Raw genomic sequence first — 16989 nt, forward strand, 5'->3', positions numbered from 1 at the left:
TTTTACCACTTCAATGTTTTCTGCCAAGACGCTTTCAGAACGTCAATTTTTTCGTCAATTACGGCTTTGCCTTCAAAGCCGGTTATCAAAAGCCTTTTTTCCCGCAACACCAACCCAACAAAAGATATGCCATTGCCGGAAAGCGCCTTTTCAAACTCCGACTTGTTTTCCGGTGCAACAGTCACGACAAAACGCGAAGGCGACTCGGAAAACAGTGCAAAATCATCGCGCCTTTCGCCCGCGAATTCGAGCTTGCGCAAATCCGCTTCAATGCCGAGACCGCCCGCAAACGCGGTTTCCGAGAGGCATACCGCGAGGCCGCCGTCGCTGATGTCGTGGCAGCTTGCAAGCAGGCCTTTTTCAATCGCTTTCGCCAAGGCGGAGTAAAGCTTCCGCGCCTTTTTCGCGTCAACCTTCGGCACTTCGCCGCCGAAAAAGCCCTTCGAGTCAAAATATTCCGAACAGGCAAGCTCGGCTTTCGTTTCGCCGAGCACGTAGACAAGGTCGCCGGCCCGCTTCGCGTCAATCGTGACGGCTTTGCGCACGTCGTCAATTTTTGCAATCGCCGAGACAAGCACTGTCGGCGGAATTGAAATCTTTTTGCCGCCAATGCGGTAATCGTTTTTCATGCTGTCCTTTCCGGAAATGAACGGCGTGCCATAAGCAACCGCCAAATCATACAACGCCTTGTTTGCGCGCACGAGCTGGCCGAGTTTGAACTTTCCATCCGGATTTTTCTGCGAATCGAAGACCGGGTCGGGCCAGCAAAAGTTGTCAAGGACCGCGATGTGTTCCGGGTTGGCGCCGGTTGCAACCGCGTTTCGCACCGCCTCGTCCAGGGCGTTTGCCGCCATCCAGTAGGCGTCGGCGTCGCTTAAGCGCGGGCACAAGCCGTTTGAAACAACGATCCCTTCAAAAGAATCAAACAGCGGCTTGACAACTCCCGCGTCGCTCGGGCCGTCGTTTTCCGCGCCCTCCAGCGGCTTGACAATCGAAGAGCCCTGCACTTCATGGTCGTACTGCCTTACAACAAATTCCTTGCTGCAAACGTTCAGCCTTGCAAGCAATGCATTCAGTTCCGCGCCCAAATCAGACGGCTCGGCGAAAACATTTTCTTCCGCCGTGCGCGGTTCCCATTCCGCCTCGAGTTTCATCTGCGGGACCCCGTCGTGGAAAAAATGCATTTCAAGCAAGGCAACGGTTTTGTCCTTGAACTTTGCGTGAAAAAACCCGCTGTCCGTGAACTTGCCGACGGCGGTGGATTCCACCGCATGCTTTTTGCAGAGCGCGTTGAACTTTTCAAGATTTTCCGGAATGATTGCAACCGTCATCCTTTCCTGCGACTCGGAAACAAGTATCTCCCACGGCTGCAAACCCGCGTATTTCAACGGCGCCCTGTCGAGCCAGATTTCACATCCGTTGGTCGCGCGCGCCATCTCGCCGATGGAACTGCTCAGTCCGCCCGCGCCATTGTCGGTAATGCTTTCAATAAGGCCGAGGTCGCGCGCCTCAAGAATGCAGTCAAGCATTTTTTTCTGCGTTATCGGGTCGCCAAGCTGGACCGCGGTAACCGGCGAACCCTCGTGCAGTTCCTCGGATGAAAATGTTGCGCCGTGGATTCCGTCTTTTCCAATGCGCCCGCCGACCATCAGCGCCAAAAATCCCGGTTCCGCGTTTTTTTCCACACTATTCCTTTTTCCGATTTTTTTCGGCGCAATCCCCGCGGTGCCGCAGTAAACCAACGGCTTTCCGCGAAATCGGTCGTCGAAAACAATGCAGCCGTTGACTGTCGGGATTCCGGACTTGTTTCCGCCGTGTTCGACTCCGCGCCTTACGCCCTCGAAAATGCGTTTCGGGTGCAGCATTTTGTCAGGAAGCGTTCCCGCGTAAAATGGCGAGGCAAAGCAAAAAACGTCGGTGTTGAAAATCGGCTTGAAGCCGATGCCCGTGCCGAGCGTGTCGCGATTGACGCCGACAATTCCGGTCAATGCGCCGCCGTACGGGTCGAGAGCGGAGGGCGAGTTATGCGTTTCAACCTTGAAGGCGATGTCATGCGATTTGTTGAACGAGATGACGCCCGCGTTGTCGTGGAAGACCGAGACCAGCCAGTTTCTTTCCTTTGAAACAGTTTCGGTTGCGGCGCGGATGTAAGACTTGAAAAGCGAATCGATTTTTCGCGTTTTGGCATTTTTGCCGTTTTTTTCAGCATAAGAAATTTGCGCGTTGAAAATCTTGTGCTTGCAGTGCTCGCTCCACGTCTGTGCGATTGCCTCAAGCTCGACGTCGGAGGGATTGCGGGAAAGCCCGTGCGTTTTCCTTTTCTCGCGCACGCCCGCGTCCAAAAAATATGCCTGCACGGATTTCATTTCATGCAAAGACAATGCCAGCAGGCGGCCGCGGGACATCTTTTCCAGTTCGGTGTCGGAAACGTTCAAATCGATTTCTTCCACTTTTGGCGTGTGCCTGTCGATGACGCGCGCGGATTGCGCGGAAACGCCTTTTTCAAAATCGAAATCTTTTGCGGAAAAGATTTCAAAGCGCTCGATGAGCCCGTTGGCAAGCAGGCCGGAAGCGATCTTTTTCACGTCTTTTTCATCCAGGCCGCCTTTGAGCAGGTACTGCATGCCGGTAAAGACGTTCTCGTCCTCGGCCAACGCCCTTTCAAGCGCATAGCCCACTGCCTCGCGCGCGGTCCTGCCGACGTTGTCCGTTACGCCCGGCCTGAAAGAAACCTCCACAAGCCAGTCGAAGCCGCCTTTCCTTGCCAGCGGCTTGTTTACCGAAAATTCCTGAATAACCGGGTCGATGAAAACCTTTTCCGCAAGAAATGCAAGGTCTTTTTGGGAAAAGTTTCCTTCAAGCGTAAAAACCCGGATCGTCTTGACGCTTTTCGCGTTAAGGCCCAAGTCCGAGGAAACGCGCTTTTTCACGCTTTCGCCCAAAGGGTCGCAAAAACCAGTTTTCAAGCCGACCTCAACACGAGAAAGCATTGCCGCACCAAATTTAACGGAAGAGAATAGATTTGGAATGGGAAAGCTTTTTTAGGCGAACGCGGCGGACGGAAACAAGGATTAAAAACTACAAATGCCAATTATATAAATCATGGAATGGAATCATACAGACCCAAGGCTCTTGAGGCGTGGAACCGTGCGGCTTGAAAAGCCGGCATACCAATCACAGTTGAACGCAGTCAAGATTGCCGCGGAATCCGCTATCGGCCAAAGCGCAATCGCCGACGCGTTTGAAACATTCACTTACGGCGCAGAAAGGCACTCGTTCAGGCTTTCAGTGCTTTCGGCGAAAAGAAGGCGCCAGATTCTGAGAGAAAGGCGCGTTGAGCCGCGGCAGGTCCTGCGCGTCGAAGTGCACATTCCGCTCGAAAAGCAGGGGGAAGTCCGAAGACGCCTCCAAGAACAGGAATTTGTATTTATCAATCACAGGGGATTTGAACCCAGGCGCAAGCTAAGGGGTTTTCCGGGCGTTTTCTTTTTCAAAACCGGCCCTCAGGGGCATTCGACACTGGAATTGGATGTCGTCCTGAAAAGCTGGGACCCCGCCACAAGACACACTGCCGAAGACGGCGTAAGGCAGGCTCATGAACTGTTGGACGCATTCTTCTCAACCCATGAAGACACAAAAAACATCAGGTTAAGACGAAACGGCAGAGTCGAGCCGGAGCAAAGGGAACTCCTGATAGGCTATGAGCGCGTCAAGGAAGCCATAGAAAAAGGCATGTCGGCAACAATCACGGATTCCCCGGAAGGCAGTGTCGCAATAACAACGGATTTTGAGCCGGATGCGCATGCGATGGAACGAACATACCAAGAGGAACGGGCACGAGCCGTGAGATTCAGGCCCGCCGACGAGGTTTTTGGGGAAGTCGTGGACCATTACCCTGAACTCAGTGCCCGATTGGCAGAGAAAAAACCGCACCGCCCAGGCAAAAAAACCGGTCCGCCGCACAATCGCCCATAACCCAGTTCACCCGAACGTGAAAGTGTACAGCTCAAACCCATTTCCTTTCACGTCGAAGACAAGGGTTTTTTCCGCGTAGTCCTGTGCGGAAACGAGATTGTACAGGCGCTGTTCGTTTACGTGCACTACAAAGTTTTCATCCTGCACGGCATCGTCCCCGGCGTTTTCCGTTGAAACCGGCTTTCCGCCAACCGAAACCGACAAAACCGAGCCGTTCGGCGAGCCCGCAACGATATTCGCGTTTTTCGCCTTGAATTTCAGCGCAACCTTTCCCGTGTCGGATTCAAGCTGCACGTTGTCGGAATTGTTTTTCCAGTCGCCTTCAAGGAAAACAAGGTTTGCGGAAAAGTCGCGGTTATCCGGAAATGAATAGGAAACCGTTTGTTCTGGCACGAAACCTTCCTCGTTGCCGAGGCCCTGCCGCGCAAAATCGTAGCCGAGGTAGATTTCGGGCGTGCCTATGCCGGCAAAATCGGTTTGTTCCGGGGGCATGCCGGCATCATCGGGGTTCATTTCGACCTTCGGCCCGTTTTCTGACAGCAGTTCAACTATCTGCTGTTCCGTTTCGTCATAGCCGCCTTCGCCGATGTGGTCGAAGCGGATTACGCCGCTCTTGTCAATCAGGTACTTGTGCGGCCACCAGTGGTTTTGGTATGCATTCCACGTCGCATAATCGCTGTCCAAAACAACGGGGTATTCGATTCCGAATTTTTTGACCGCCTCGCGCACGTTGCCGATGTTTTTTTCAAAATCGAACTCAGGAGTATGCACGCCTATGATTACAAGGCCCTTGTCGCGGTATTTTTTGTCCCACGCGGCAAGGTATGGAAGCGTGCGGATGCAGTTGATGCAAGAATAGGTCCAGAAGTCCACCATGACAACCTTGCCTTTCAGGTCTGCAACGCTTATGTCGGAAGAAGTGTTTATGTAGCCCGTAAGTCCGCGAAGTTCGGGCGCCTGCGGCCCGGACGCCCCCAAAACCGGTGCCGCGGAAGAATTGCCATCGGATGCGTTTCCGCCCGCCCAGAACGGCCTGCTTTTCGTCGACTCGACGACAAGGATTGCGCCGATTATTATGACCAGGACAACCGCGATTGTCACTGGATTGTTGGGTTTGATCTCAAAAGCCATTCCTATCCGCCCACAAGCATGTCCTGCGGCACCCACAGGTTTGCAATGACTCCGAGCTGGTTTGTGAAAACCAGTATGCCGAGGATTATCAGAAGAACGCCGAAAATGAGGTTGAACCATTTGAGCCACGGGCTGATGCGCTCGATGAAGCGTGTGGCGCGCGAAAAGAAGAAGCCCGCAAGAAGGAAGGGGATGCCGAGGCCGACCGAATAGGTCAGCATGAGCGGGAACGCGGTTTCGGGCTTTGTTGCCGCAAGCGTGAGGATTGTCCCGAGAATCGGGCCGACGCACGGCGTCCAGCCCACCGCAAACGCGGCACCGAAAAGAAACGAGAAACCGTATTGCGCGTTTCCGGACTTTGCCTTCTTGAGCTTCAATGTGTGCGGCGCCTGCAATGCGTCAATTTTTATTATGCCCAACAGCACGAGGCCGAAGAAGATTATCACGATGCCACCGACATATCCCAGATATGTGCGCACGTCGTACGCTACATTCAGGAGAACGCTTTGCAGAAGCACGCCAAGCAGTGAAAACACCACCGCAAAGCCCAGCACGAAGAGGATGCTGTTGAGGAAAATCTTTTTTCTCACGCCGGGCGCGTGCGCCTTCACTTCGTCAAGGCTTGTCCCGCCCAAAAACGTCAGGTATGCGGGAATCAGCGGGAACACGCACGGACTCAAAAAAGAGGCGAGGCCCGCAAGGAACGCTATCAAAAACCCGGGTTCAGCCATGCCATTTCACACCCGCAAAAATTCCGCCATTCGCAATGCAAACCATTCAATCCATCAGTTTACGGAGCCCGTGTTTTTTATTATCTCTTCCCTGCTCCACTGGCCCACGCCCCTCAGCAGAACCTCTTCGCTTGCATTGGTTATAATGTGCGTGTGCTGGTACGTTATGCCGAACTTTTTCGCAAGCGCCCTTTCGCTGTCATCGGTGTCGGAATCGTTATAGTTTACCTGGAAGGCAATCACTTTTCCGCCGTCAAGTTCCTGGAACGTGCTTTCAAGGACGGGTTTCTGCTGTGCGCACGTCGGGCACCAGTTCGCGTAAAACTCGAGGAAAATTATTTTCCCGCCAGCCTTTGCCTGCTCGTAGGCGGCCTGCGAGAACGGCACGTAAGACGAATTCTGCGTTGCGGCGCCGGGCATTGCGCCGCCATCACTGCCGTCAGCCGCGGGACCGCCCTGCATCGCGCCGCCGGAATCCGGTGCGGCGCTGTCCGCCTGCGTGCCGGAAGTTTGGATGCAGCCAAGAACAAATGCCATTGATGCCAGAAGCAGTGCCGCAAGAATTTTTCCGTGTTTTTTGCCCATTCAAAAAACCCCAAAAACCGCCTTTAAAAAAAGCGCTTCAGAAGGAAAGGTTTCGGGCGCCTTTAAAAGAGTTTTTCCAGTTCTCGCCAGAAAACTTCCCGGTTTTGTCCCGGAAATTCCGGTTATTCCCGCCATGTGACCCAGGAAAGCGCGGCGAGCGCGATTGTCTGCGCGCCAGAGAGAATGAATGCATGCTGCATCACTTCAAGCGAATAGTATGCAAGCATCGTGAAATGGAAGTAGGCCGCAAGCATGTTCTGGATCAAAAGAAAGGCCGCAAACATTATGAGGCCCAGGCTGAAAGCGCATTTCATCTGCCGGTAGTTCTGCACGTAAACCGAGAGCAGGAACACAAGCAGCAGGATGTTCGCAATTTCAAAGAAAAACGCAAGCGCCATAGCTACAACAATCAACGCTGTTCCTGATTTTTAAAGTTTTTTCCCAATTGGGTCCAGATTTCCGCAAAAACCTCGCACTGTTCGTCGGTGAAGGCCGGAAAGAACAGCTCGCCGTATTTGTCCATGCTGCTTGTTACCCAGTTGTGCTTTTTCAGGACGTCAAGGTGATGCCTTGCGGTCTTGTAGTCGACGCCCAGCCTTTCCGAAAGCTGGTTCGGATTCAGGGGCCGGCCCATTAGCGAATGCATTATTTTTGCGCGCATCGGCCCGCCGCGCGTGGCACCAAGCAGATACCAGACATTGCGCCTGAAAAGCCTTGAATCATACAGCATTCCGTTTCACCAGAAGCAAAGGCCGTTAAAACCAAGCCTTTTAAAGGTTTTATGACGAAAAAGCTTTTTATATGAATTGTAATTCATATTTTTCAGGCAGGAGAAGCTTATGACGAAATCCACGACAAAAAAAGGGCACGCCAAAACAAAAACCGAAACTGTCCGGATTGACAAGAACTGGACGGTCGGCGACATTGTAAGCAGGTTCCCGTCCAGCGCAGAAATCATGCTGGGCCACGGCCTGCACTGCGTCGGCTGCGGCGTTGCGTACTGGGAAACCCTTGAACAGGGCGGAAAAGGCCACGGCATGTCCGACGAGGAAATAGGACAGATAGTCAACGAAATCAACGCCGCGGCAAAGGACATGAAGACCAGCTCGGACGGCGAATCGCTCACGGTTACAGGAAAAGCCATTGCAAAGATAAAGGACTTCCAGGAAAAAAACGGCCACAAGAAAGGCCTGCGCATCGGCGTTGTGGCCGGCGGATGCTCCGGCATGACCTACAGGCTTTCATTCGAAGACAAGCCCGTCGAAGGCGACAGGGAAGTTGAAATCGACGGCGTCAAATTCTTCATCGAAGGCAGGAACTACGGCATGCTCAAAGGCATCACAATAGACTTTTTGGAATCACTGCAGGGCGCCGGCTTCAAAATCAACAACCCGAACGCAACCAAAAGCTGCGGCTGCGGGGAAAGCTTCGGCTAGCCGGTTTCGCCCGGCTGGTTCGACGCACTATGCTCGTTTCACTCGCATAGCGCTGCACCTGTTGGCGGGACGTCACGCCCGTCTGGTGCGAGTTGAGGGACCTCGCTTTGCTCAGCCCCTCTGCCTGCTTTTTTATTTAAAGCGCTTAAGTTATTGGTTTAGCGGCTCTGAAAAAAATTCTAATTCAAGTTGCATAGCCTTGCGGTAGGCATTCCGGGTTTTATCGGAATAATCCGCGGTTTCATCGAGTAGAGCTTCGACCTTTTCCGCCAGAGACCGGATTTCTTTGCCGGAATAGGTTTCAATCCAGCCGCTATACGGGTTGCCCGGCTGCGCGAAGCCCGCGAGTTTTTTTCCTAGAAACGCGTAAAGCACGACGCACGGCGCAATCGCAGCCAGGATTTCGGAAACATCGCCGTTCCGCGCTGTTTCAAGCAGAAAAGAAGTGTACGCCGAACAGGCCGGAAGCGGTGCAACGCGTTCAATGTTTATGCCAAGCTTTTTGCTGTAAGCGCGGTGCAATTTCAGCTCATCGTCAACGCCTGCAATGAATTCCGAAAAAATTTCCCTGTGCCTTTCCTCAGCGCTGTTGTCCTTCGCGGCCCGGTAAGCCTGCCTGAAAGCCTTCAGGAAAAACGCGTCCTGGCAAACGTAAATTTTGAATGCCTTCATTTCCAGTCTGCCGGAAGCAATGCCCTGCACGAACGGATGGGAAAGGCAGGCATCCGCCAGATCAAGGTTTTCATTCCACAGGCGTGCATGCACTGCGACTGGTTTTGAGGCAAACGCTTTTTTTGGCACCATTCTTACCGCCTGCAAAAAAGGAATCACTTTTCGAGCGGCACGACTTTTTTTAGTTCGCGGAAATCGAAGCGCGCGTCAAATAGCCTTGAAAGCAGCACGGAGAAAAGCCCGGAAACAATCAGCGTGACAAAAAAAGAAACGAAAAGGCTCTGGCCCAAAGCCGAAACACCGAAAAGCGCCTGCGCAACGCTTTTCCCATAATCCGGCAGGGGAAAGAACAGCCCGCCGAAAACAATGCCCGCAACGCTTGCAACAACCGCGGACCTGCCGGAAAGCCGCCTGGAAAACATCCCGAAAATCACGGGGAACGCGGCCGCGACGCAGACAAGGTCGGCTATCAGGAACAGGTACAGGACGCTGTAACCCTGCACTGCAATGAAAACCGCGGCAATGCCTACAACCGCAGTGAAAATCCGTCCTGCAAAAAGCACTTTGTCATGCCCCGCATCCGGCCTTATGCGCAGGAAGTCGACGACAAACAGGCTGACAAGGCCGTTCAACAGCGTGTCCATGGTGCTCATCATCAAGGCGACCGCCAGAACCATCAAACCAACCCAGACCCACGGGGGGGTTGCTTTCAAAACGAACGAGAACATCGCCACGGAAGGATTTTCAACCACTCCGGCCTGCGCCGCAAAAATGCCGAACAATCCGACGACAAGGATTATCGGGATTATTATCAGGCCGGAAAACAAAAAGGATTTTCGCAGCATTTTTTTGTTGACGGAATAAACGCGCTGCCAGTTGCCCTGGTTGAACAATTCCGCGCCGACAATCGCGATTATCAGCGTCAGGCCATACTCTATGCCCGGCCAGAAACCTAAATCCAGCAGGAACGGCGGAGCGGAAGCGGAAGAGTGCGGCACGGCCCCGAAATAAAACAGGCTCGCAATGAAAATGACCGCAAGCAATGGAATGATTATGACAAACTGGATTATGTCAGTGAATACCGATGCGCGGAAGCCGCCTGCAATGGCATAAGCCATTGTTCCCAGGCCGATCAAAATCGCAGTGAACATGACGGGGATACCGAAAACCATTTCAGCGGCCTGCGAAATGCCAGTCAGTTCGGCCGTAAGAAAAGTGCCCATGTAAAACGCGGTTATGAACAGGACAAAAACGTACATCGGCAGGCCGAACCTTCGCAAAATGAATTCCGCCAAAGTCTGGCCGCCGGGCATCATTTCCCTTATTTTCGCGCCAAGCCAGATGAAAACAAACAGGGCGGAGGCGCTGCCCAGAGCATAACCTATCAGAGCGGCAATGCCGGCCGTTACCGCCGCCTCTGCCGGCGAAAAAAGAATCCAGGCGCCCATTCCGGAAGCGACCAGCGTTGCCACGGTGGCGAAAGCCGAAACCTTGTCGCGGTGCGTGATGAATTCGCCGAGCGAGAAACGCTTTCCCTTCGAATACCACAAGCCTAGAGCGGTGAAAATTGCTATCGTGACCAGAACCAATGCAAAACCGAAAATATCCATTGCAACCAAATCCAATGAAACCAGGAAAAATTTAAATCAGGCCGCGAATAAAAAACCCGAAAAACCGCAATAATAAGCCGATTGCCGAAAAAAATGCCGGTTCAATATAACACTTCTTCAGGCAAGCAGGGCATTGAAAAGAATGCCCGTCAGGACAAACGAAACAAACAATATTGCCACGAATGCCGCAAGCAGTTTCGGCTTCAAAACCCGCCTGAGGATAACCAGTTCAGGAAATGAAAGCGCGGTAACGCTCATCATGAATGCCAGCGCCGTGCCCAATGCCATGCCTTTGCCCATCAAAGCCTGCACAATAGGAACTGTGCCCGCGGCATTGGAATAAAGCGGGATTCCGACCAGAACTGCAACCGGAACTGCAAGCATGCTGTCCTTTCCCGCAATGCCCGCAAGAAAATCAACCGGGACAAAGCCGTGGATAAGCGCGCCTGCGGCAATGCCGAGAATGGCAAACGGCACGACTTTGAAGGTTATCCTTGCAGTTTCCCGCCTTGCGAAAGAAAGCCTCGCATTCCAGCCGGAAGGCATTTTTTTGTCCCTTATGCGCGCGGTTTCAAAGACCTCCGGCTCAATCTGGTTTTCAAGGCCGAGCCTGCCAATAACAATGCCTGAAACGACCGCGACAAAGAGGCCGGACAAAACGTAAAGCAACGCTATCTTCCAGCCAAAAAGGCCCAAAAGCAGGGCAATCGCGACCTCATTCACCATTGGCGCGGAAACAAGGAAAGAGAACGTAATGCCCAATGGAATGCCAGACTCGACAAAGCCGATGAAAATGGGAACGGCGGAACACGAACAGAACGGCGTTGGAACGCCTAGCAGCGCGGCAAGGACGTTGCCGATTCCTTCCCTCCTGCCGCCAAGCCATTTCCTGATTCTTTCGCGCGTTATGAAGGTGCGCACAATCGAAACAAGGAAAACCATGAATGCCAGTAGAAGCACGACCTTCACGGAATCGTAAACGAAAAACCGGAGCGCCTCGGCCGGAGCCGAACCGGCCGGAAACCCAAAAAAAGAGACAACCATGTCGGCGGCAAGGCCAAGAAAATCCACGCAATCACCGCCAGGACGCAATGCCGGACAAAACCTTTCTGCCCAGGCCCGAAACTGAATAAATGCGTTTCACGCCATCCCTTTTCATTTCGACAAGCCCCGCGCCCAGCAAAACCGCAAGATGCTGCGAAACCGCGGGCTGGGTCTTTTTCACCTTTTTCGGCAGTTCGCACGCGCAGACCGGCTTTTTTGAAATCTCCCGCAAAAGTGAAAGCCTCGTTTGGTCGGAAACAGCCTTCAGTAAGGCAAGCATAATATAAGTAAACACTTATATATTTTTAAAACCCCGCCATGCACAATCAACGCGCGGAATAGTGCAGCAGCAGGGAGCCCTTTTTGTTCAGCTTTTTGGCGGAAACCATCCGGAACCTTTTCAGGCCGGATGCCTGCGCATCGCCGAACATGCTTATGCCCTTGCCGAAAACAACCGGCTCGATCGTCAGCCAGACATCATCCAACAAGCCTTTTTTGAGACAGTAATTGTAAGCAGCCCTTCCACCCAGGACGCAGACTTCCTTATAGCCCTGTTCCGCAACGAATTTTTCAAGGCCCGCCTTATGCGGATTGAGGAAAACAAGCAGTTTGCCTTCACGCCTCACTCCATTGCCGCCGACCCTGCGCGTCAGGACAATGCAGTTGCGCCCGGCAAGGTTTTTTTTTGCAACTTCGAAGGTTTTTCTCGCCAGCAGCAGGACATCCGCCTTGCCTTCCATTGCGCGCAAGTGCTTTTTGTCCTCTGCACTCGTCCAGTCAAAACTGAAATCGCCGGCATGCCTTGCAATGAAGCCGTCGATTGAAACCGCTGCAACCGCAAAAAAATGCGCGCCATGCTTTCCATGCCCTGTCATCATGCCACCAACCGCCAGCCCGAACAATGATAAACAATAATATGCAGTTGCGCAAATATATTCCTTTATGCATGCGGCAACGCTTTTCGAGAAAAAAAGCAACAAACTCGTGAGATGCACGGCATGCTCGATGTACTGCACGATTGCCGACGGCCTGACCGGCGTGTGCGGCGTACGGCAGAACAAAAGCGGAAAACTGTTCCTGCTCGTTTACGGCAAGGCTTCCGCCGTCAACATCGACCCCATGGAAAAAAAGCCGTTATTCCATTTCCTGCCAAACACGGAAATATTTTCACTCGGCACGGTTGGCTGCAATTTTGCCTGCTCGTTCTGCCAGAACTGGGACCTAAGCCAGGCAACAAGGCAAGTGAAAGAGGAATTTGCGGCGGACAGGAGCGAGCAGGCTTTGCGGATTGGAAAGCTCACCGGACTGGGCCAAAGCCTTGAACCGGAAAAAATCGTGGATTACTGCATTGAAAACTCGATTCCAAGCATTGCTTTCACTTACAACGAACCCTCAATCGTTTTCGAATACGCTTTCGACGCTTTCAGGCTGGCGAAAAAGGCAGGCCTGAAAACCGTTTTCGTTTCAAACGGCTACGAAAGCCGTGAAGCCACGAAAAAGCTGGAAACATGCATGGACGCAATCAACATCGACCTGAAGGCCTTCACAGACGAGTTCTATCTTAAAACCTGCAGGGCAAAACTCGAACCAGTGCTTGAAAGCATCAGGCGCTTTGCGAAAACAAAGGTCTGGCTTGAAATAACCACGCTCGTCATTCCTGGAAAAAACGATTCAGATGGGGAACTGCGCGAAATCGCGGAATTCATTGCCTCGCAGGGAAATCACATTCCCTGGCACATTACCGCATTCCACCCGGATTACAAGATGCGCGGCGTCAACGCCACGCCGGGGGAAACGCTTGCAAGGGCATACAAAATCGGAAAGGATGCAGGCCTGAAATTCGTTTACGCAGGAAACATCCTGGACGAGAAACTGGAAAGCACGTTCTGCCCGGAATGCAATGCCCTGCTCATCCGCAGGCGGGCCTACAATGTCGGCATCGAAAATTTCGACCTCAAAAAAGGCAAATGCAAAAACTGCGCGAACAAAATCGAGGGCGTGTGGAAATGACCGGAAATGACACCCTCTCCGCCCCAAAAAGCGGGAAATTCCACAGAAGCAGATGGGTATCGAGCAGCGCGAGATACCCGTCGTCGAACCCGGCGGACGAAACCGCCGGCGTGCGTTATCCAGCCGTTGCGGGCGCATTCTATCCTGCGCAGAAAAGCGCTCTCGAAAAGATTGTTGAAAAATTCCTGGCCGAAGGCAAAAAAAGCGCGCCGCAGATCCGCGGAAAAATAAAGGCGATAATCGCGCCGCACGCCGGATACGTCTACTCCGGAAAAGTTGCCGGAGCGGCATTTTCACTGCTTCAAAACAGCAAAGCGAAAAAGGTTCTGCTCATGGGGCCCAGCCACTTCAAGGCGTTTGACGGCACGGCATTGTCACCGGCAAAGGAATGGCTTACTCCGCTCGGCCCGGTGCCATTGCTTGACAGCAGAAAATTCGAGGCGGACGGCATCGCGGAATCCGGGGAAGCGCATTTGCGGGAGCATTGCCTTGAAGTTGAATTGCCGTTCCTGCAGAAAACCCTTTCAGGTTTCTCAATCCTGCCGATCCTGACGGGCAAGGTACACCACAAAGAGGTTGCCGAAAAAATTTCCGGCTTTCCCGGCTCGTTCGACCTGGTTGTTGCGAGTTCCGACCTCAGCCACTATTACGATTATGAAACCGCGAACCGGCTTGATGCAATTGCAAACAAAGCCATCCCAGGCCTTGACGTGAAAGCCGTCGAGGAAAAGGTTGAAGCCTGCGGCAAGACCGGCATCCTCGCCGCAATGCTGCTGGCGAAAAAATTCGGCTGGAAAGGCAGGCTTATCGCATACAACAATTCCGGCGACACAGCCGGAAGCAAGGCGGAGGTCGTTGGCTATGGCGCATACGCTTTTGTCGAAGAGTGAACGGCTGGAACTCCTCAAACTGGCAAAAAAAGCCATTGAAAACCGGCTTGAAGGAAAGGCTCTGCCTTCGCTTGCGGAAACGCGGAAAAAGTTTCCCTCGCTTTCGGGAAAAAAAGCAAGCTTTGTGACGCTCATTGACGGCAATGGGCTAAGAGGATGCATCGGAAGCATTTATCCGCACAAGCCGCTTTGCGATGACATAGCGGAAAACGCAATTGCCGCCGCTTTCCATGACCCGAGATTTGAACCCCTGACAATGGCGGAGTTCAAAAAAACTGAAATAGAGATTTCTGTGCTCTCGAAGCCAGAAGAAATCAAGCCAAAAAGCGAAGCTGAACTGCTGGATTGCCTGAAAGCCAGGCCCGGCCTCATTCTTGAAAACCGCGGCTTTTCCGCAGTATACCTGCCGGAAGTGTGGGAAGAACTGCCGGACCCGAAGGCTTTCCTTGAAAGCCTCTGCCTGAAAGCCGGCCTCGGCAGGAACGCATGGAAGGACAAAAACACGAAGTTTTGGGTTTTTTCAACGCAAGGCTTTTAGCAAAAAAAAATCAAAATGCAAAAAAACCGCGCTAAATATGTTAATAAATCTTCCACAATAAACGAATATTTCCAGTAAAAACAGGTTGTTTTTCCACAATAAACGAAAAGGGGCGTTGTGTTATGAACTTGGACGGTTATCTCAAAAAGGGCAGGTCAAACACTGATTACAACAAGGCTCTGCCGCCGAAAACGTGCCTGAACTGCGGCACGCCGATAACGGAAGACGGCACTTTCCTGTCAAGGACAAGGTTCTGCAACATGGACTGCAAGGAAGAATACGTTTCAAAATCAACTTCAATGGACAGGCAATACTGAAACCAAAGCCGAAGGCAAAAAGGCCAATGCTTTCCGGCCAGGCGGCCTGCAACACCGGCAGCGCATATTTTGCTGCCGGAAACCAAATCACACGTCAGCCATGCAAGGGCTTTCTGCATACAACGCCGGCGGGGTTCTCAAAGCGCTTGCATTGCACAAAGCCGGTTTCCTGCAGGCGCTTCATGGTCGAAGCCGGAAGGTCCTTTCCGCTTTTTTCGCCGGTCTGGCCAGTGTAATGGAACAAAGTTCCGCAGTTTTTGAGGACGCGGAACAGCCCGGCATAAAAAGGCCTGCCGTAAAGCTCCCCGGCAATCGAAATCGACGGAGGGTCGTGGAGAATTGCGTCAAAATGGCGGCCCGGAAAAGACTTTATGCCTTCAGCCGCGTCTTCCAGCCGGACAACGATTTTTTTGTCGGAAAAAAGTTTTGCGCTCGCAGGATTGTTCCTTGCGACCTCCAAAACGTTTTGGTCGATTTCAAACGTGCAAACCTGATTGACGCCAGGCCTCGAAGCAATTTCAATCGCGGTATAGCCCAGGCCGCAGCAGGTGTCAAGAACATTCCCTTTCAGCTGGCCAAGCGCAAAAACCATGCGCTTTGTGGTTTCAGCCACGCTTGAATCCTTGAAGCAGTGCATGCGCACGCCGGAAATTTCAAGGCACGGCAAAGAATCGGTTTCAAAAAGCCTGTAAAACCGGTTCGTCTCGGGCGAAAAAAAAGAAAAAAGGGTTTTGTGCTTTGCCATAAAACAGTTTTTTACTGCAATAAAAATAATATTTGGTCTGTGGCAAAAAAAAGCCCGGTAGCCATGCCGGAAAATCATTCCAAAAGCTTTTGGATGAAAATTTGCCAAAACTAGGAATAATTTATAGAATAGCTGCCGCTGCCGCGCTCTTTTTTGACGCAAATGTGCTGTATGGAGCCGCCGGTCTGCCAGGTTATGCTCTCGGAAAAGCCGGCAACTCCCTCGTTGACCGAAAAAGCCGCATTCTTGCGGTCCTTGTTTGTTTTGCCATAATACATGAGGTCCCAAGTCGTGTCCTTTCCGCCCTGGTCGCGGACCGTGAAACTCACGTCAAGGTCCTTGCCTGGCGAGACAACAACCGAGGCACTGCTTCCAGTGGACAGCCTGAAACAGTCCACGGTGTCAAGATAATTCAACAACGCGCTGTAATCCTTGTTGCCCGGCGATATTTCCAATGCACCATCAGGGGTATCGCCTGCATCCGTGCCGCTGCCGGCATCGTTCTGCGGGGTTATTTCAAGCGCAATTGAATATTTTCCTGTGCCCTTCTTGCTTTCAACGCTGAAATATTTGGTGTAGCTTTTCTGGGCCGAGCTTTCCTGGCTCCAGAAGGATTCCGGCTTGCCGGCGATCGCCGCATCAATTTTGAAGTCCCTGCCAACATCGCTGCCGCCGTCATAATACAGGAAATCCCATGTCCTGTCCTTTCCGCCGGCATCATAAATCCTGAGCACGGCGTCAAGACTTGTGTCAGGTGCGACAGTTACCTGGAACCTGTCACCAGCGCCGACAGTAAAACTGTAAAAGTCAATGTCATCCGTGGCGGAAATAGCGTTATCGACATAAGCGCCGGCCTTGAGTTCAATTTGGCCATCCACAAACTTGTTGGGCGCATCACCCGCGCTTCCGCCATCGTTCTCCAAAACTGCGCTTGGCTGCGGCTCAACTGGCTGGGGCTTGGCGGCAGTAGTGCCAGTTCCAGTTGACGGAACAGAAGGCGTTGGGGTTTGTTCCGGCTGTGAAACGTTCGCTGCCTGTTCTTGCGGCTTGGCGCAACCCAGCAAAAAAAAGCTGAAAACGATGAGGATTGCCAGAAGATTCAGTTTCCCCATTTCCAAAACCGTTGGCATAATTGTCTCCGCCGCCATATTTATTCTTTTCGCCAAGACAAATTGCGGCACTGATAACAACCTCGGTTGGTTGCTTTTGCCAGGTTTTGAACCGGTGCATTCGGCGATGAGACGTCTTTGTGGAACCGATTTTTCACCAACCGAAAATATCAGCACCACCCACAGGCGGGAAAAC

General features: G+C 52.5%; 19 protein-coding genes. 6 read left to right on the top strand and 13 right to left on the bottom strand.

The window, feature by feature from the left end; translation table 11 throughout:
- Nucleotides 1-2: 2 nt before the first annotated feature.
- Nucleotides 3-2990, bottom strand: a complete 2988-nt coding sequence (purL, locus tag HY394_03705; GenBank protein ID MBI4053114.1) for a phosphoribosylformylglycinamidine synthase subunit PurL — start codon at nucleotides 2988-2990, stop codon at nucleotides 3-5.
- Nucleotides 2991-3102: 112 nt separating this feature from the next.
- Between purL and HY394_03710 the strand changes: the two genes are divergently transcribed.
- Nucleotides 3103-3975, top strand: coding sequence for a hypothetical protein (locus HY394_03710; protein ID MBI4053115.1), 873 nt, complete (start codon nucleotides 3103-3105; stop codon nucleotides 3973-3975).
- A gap of 6 nt (nucleotides 3976-3981) precedes the next feature.
- On the opposite strand, the gene HY394_03715 is transcribed toward HY394_03710, so the two are convergent.
- The 5 genes from HY394_03715 to HY394_03735 form a co-directional block, all read right to left on the bottom strand.
- Nucleotides 3982-5106, bottom strand: a complete 1125-nt coding sequence (locus HY394_03715) for a thioredoxin family protein (GenBank protein ID MBI4053116.1) — start codon at nucleotides 5104-5106, stop codon at nucleotides 3982-3984.
- A 2-nt stretch (nucleotides 5107-5108) separates the two neighbouring features.
- Nucleotides 5109-5837, bottom strand: coding sequence for a cytochrome C biogenesis protein (locus HY394_03720; GenBank protein MBI4053117.1), 729 nt, complete (start codon nucleotides 5835-5837; stop codon nucleotides 5109-5111).
- Nucleotides 5838-5891: 54 nt separating this feature from the next.
- Nucleotides 5892-6422, bottom strand: coding sequence for a thioredoxin family protein (locus HY394_03725; protein MBI4053118.1), 531 nt, complete (start codon nucleotides 6420-6422; stop codon nucleotides 5892-5894).
- 122 nt (nucleotides 6423-6544) lie between these two features.
- Nucleotides 6545-6835: a hypothetical protein gene (locus HY394_03730; GenBank protein MBI4053119.1), complete on the bottom strand. Its 291-nt coding sequence runs from the start codon at nucleotides 6833-6835 to the stop codon at nucleotides 6545-6547.
- Entirely contained in the window at nucleotides 6832-7152 is a 321-nt protein-coding gene (locus tag HY394_03735; protein MBI4053120.1) for a winged helix-turn-helix transcriptional regulator, read from the bottom strand. Before HY394_03735 ends, HY394_03730 begins: the two co-directional genes overlap by 4 nt.
- 109 nt (nucleotides 7153-7261) lie before the next feature.
- On the opposite strand from HY394_03735, the gene HY394_03740 reads away from it, so the two are divergent.
- Complete coding sequence (locus HY394_03740) at nucleotides 7262-7858, top strand: iron-sulfur cluster assembly accessory protein (GenBank protein ID MBI4053121.1); 597 nt, start codon at nucleotides 7262-7264, stop codon at nucleotides 7856-7858.
- Nucleotides 7859-8008: 150 nt separating this feature from the next.
- On the opposite strand, the gene HY394_03745 is transcribed toward HY394_03740, so the two are convergent.
- The 5 genes from HY394_03745 to HY394_03765 form a co-directional block, all read right to left on the bottom strand.
- Nucleotides 8009-8662 (bottom strand): TenA family protein, encoded by a 654-nt coding sequence (locus HY394_03745; GenBank protein ID MBI4053122.1) that lies wholly within the window; start codon nucleotides 8660-8662, stop codon nucleotides 8009-8011.
- Nucleotides 8663-8685: 23 nt separating this feature from the next.
- Complete coding sequence (locus HY394_03750; protein ID MBI4053123.1) at nucleotides 8686-10140, bottom strand: Na+/proline symporter; 1455 nt, start codon at nucleotides 10138-10140, stop codon at nucleotides 8686-8688.
- Between the two features lie 117 nt (nucleotides 10141-10257).
- A complete protein-coding gene (locus tag HY394_03755; protein ID MBI4053124.1) occupies nucleotides 10258-11184 on the bottom strand; it encodes a permease in 927 nt (308 codons plus the stop codon).
- Between the two features lie 31 nt (nucleotides 11185-11215).
- A complete protein-coding gene (locus HY394_03760; protein MBI4053125.1) occupies nucleotides 11216-11464 on the bottom strand; it encodes a winged helix-turn-helix transcriptional regulator in 249 nt (82 codons plus the stop codon).
- Between the two features lie 46 nt (nucleotides 11465-11510).
- Nucleotides 11511-12086, bottom strand: a complete 576-nt coding sequence (locus HY394_03765; protein MBI4053126.1) for a dihydrofolate reductase — start codon at nucleotides 12084-12086, stop codon at nucleotides 11511-11513.
- Nucleotides 12087-12126: 40 nt separating this feature from the next.
- Between HY394_03765 and amrS the strand changes: the two genes are divergently transcribed.
- The 4 genes from amrS to HY394_03785 all read left to right on the top strand — a co-directional run bounded on the left by amrS (nucleotide 12127) and on the right by HY394_03785 (nucleotide 14939).
- Entirely contained in the window at nucleotides 12127-13194 is a 1068-nt protein-coding gene (amrS, locus tag HY394_03770; protein ID MBI4053127.1) for an AmmeMemoRadiSam system radical SAM enzyme, read from the top strand.
- Entirely contained in the window at nucleotides 13191-14084 is an 894-nt protein-coding gene (gene amrB / locus HY394_03775; GenBank protein MBI4053128.1) for an AmmeMemoRadiSam system protein B, read from the top strand. The genes amrS and amrB overlap by 4 nt, the downstream gene beginning before the upstream one ends.
- Complete coding sequence (gene amrA, locus HY394_03780) at nucleotides 14050-14622, top strand: AmmeMemoRadiSam system protein A (GenBank protein ID MBI4053129.1); 573 nt, start codon at nucleotides 14050-14052, stop codon at nucleotides 14620-14622. Before amrB ends, amrA begins: the two co-directional genes overlap by 35 nt.
- A gap of 122 nt (nucleotides 14623-14744) precedes the next feature.
- Nucleotides 14745-14939 (top strand): hypothetical protein, encoded by a 195-nt coding sequence (locus HY394_03785; GenBank protein ID MBI4053130.1) that lies wholly within the window; start codon nucleotides 14745-14747, stop codon nucleotides 14937-14939.
- Between the two features lie 94 nt (nucleotides 14940-15033).
- Here HY394_03785 and HY394_03790 read toward each other — a convergent pair whose 3' ends face one another.
- Both HY394_03790 and HY394_03795 read right to left on the bottom strand, forming a co-directional pair.
- Nucleotides 15034-15684: a methyltransferase gene (locus HY394_03790; protein MBI4053131.1), complete on the bottom strand. Its 651-nt coding sequence runs from the start codon at nucleotides 15682-15684 to the stop codon at nucleotides 15034-15036.
- Nucleotides 15685-15794: 110 nt separating this feature from the next.
- Complete coding sequence (locus HY394_03795) at nucleotides 15795-16796, bottom strand: hypothetical protein (protein MBI4053132.1); 1002 nt, start codon at nucleotides 16794-16796, stop codon at nucleotides 15795-15797.
- Nucleotides 16797-16989 lie beyond the last annotated feature (193 nt).

This window comes from Candidatus Diapherotrites archaeon, assembly GCA_016205145.1.
Lineage (GTDB): Archaea > Iainarchaeota > Iainarchaeia > Iainarchaeales > JACQJH01 > JACQJH01.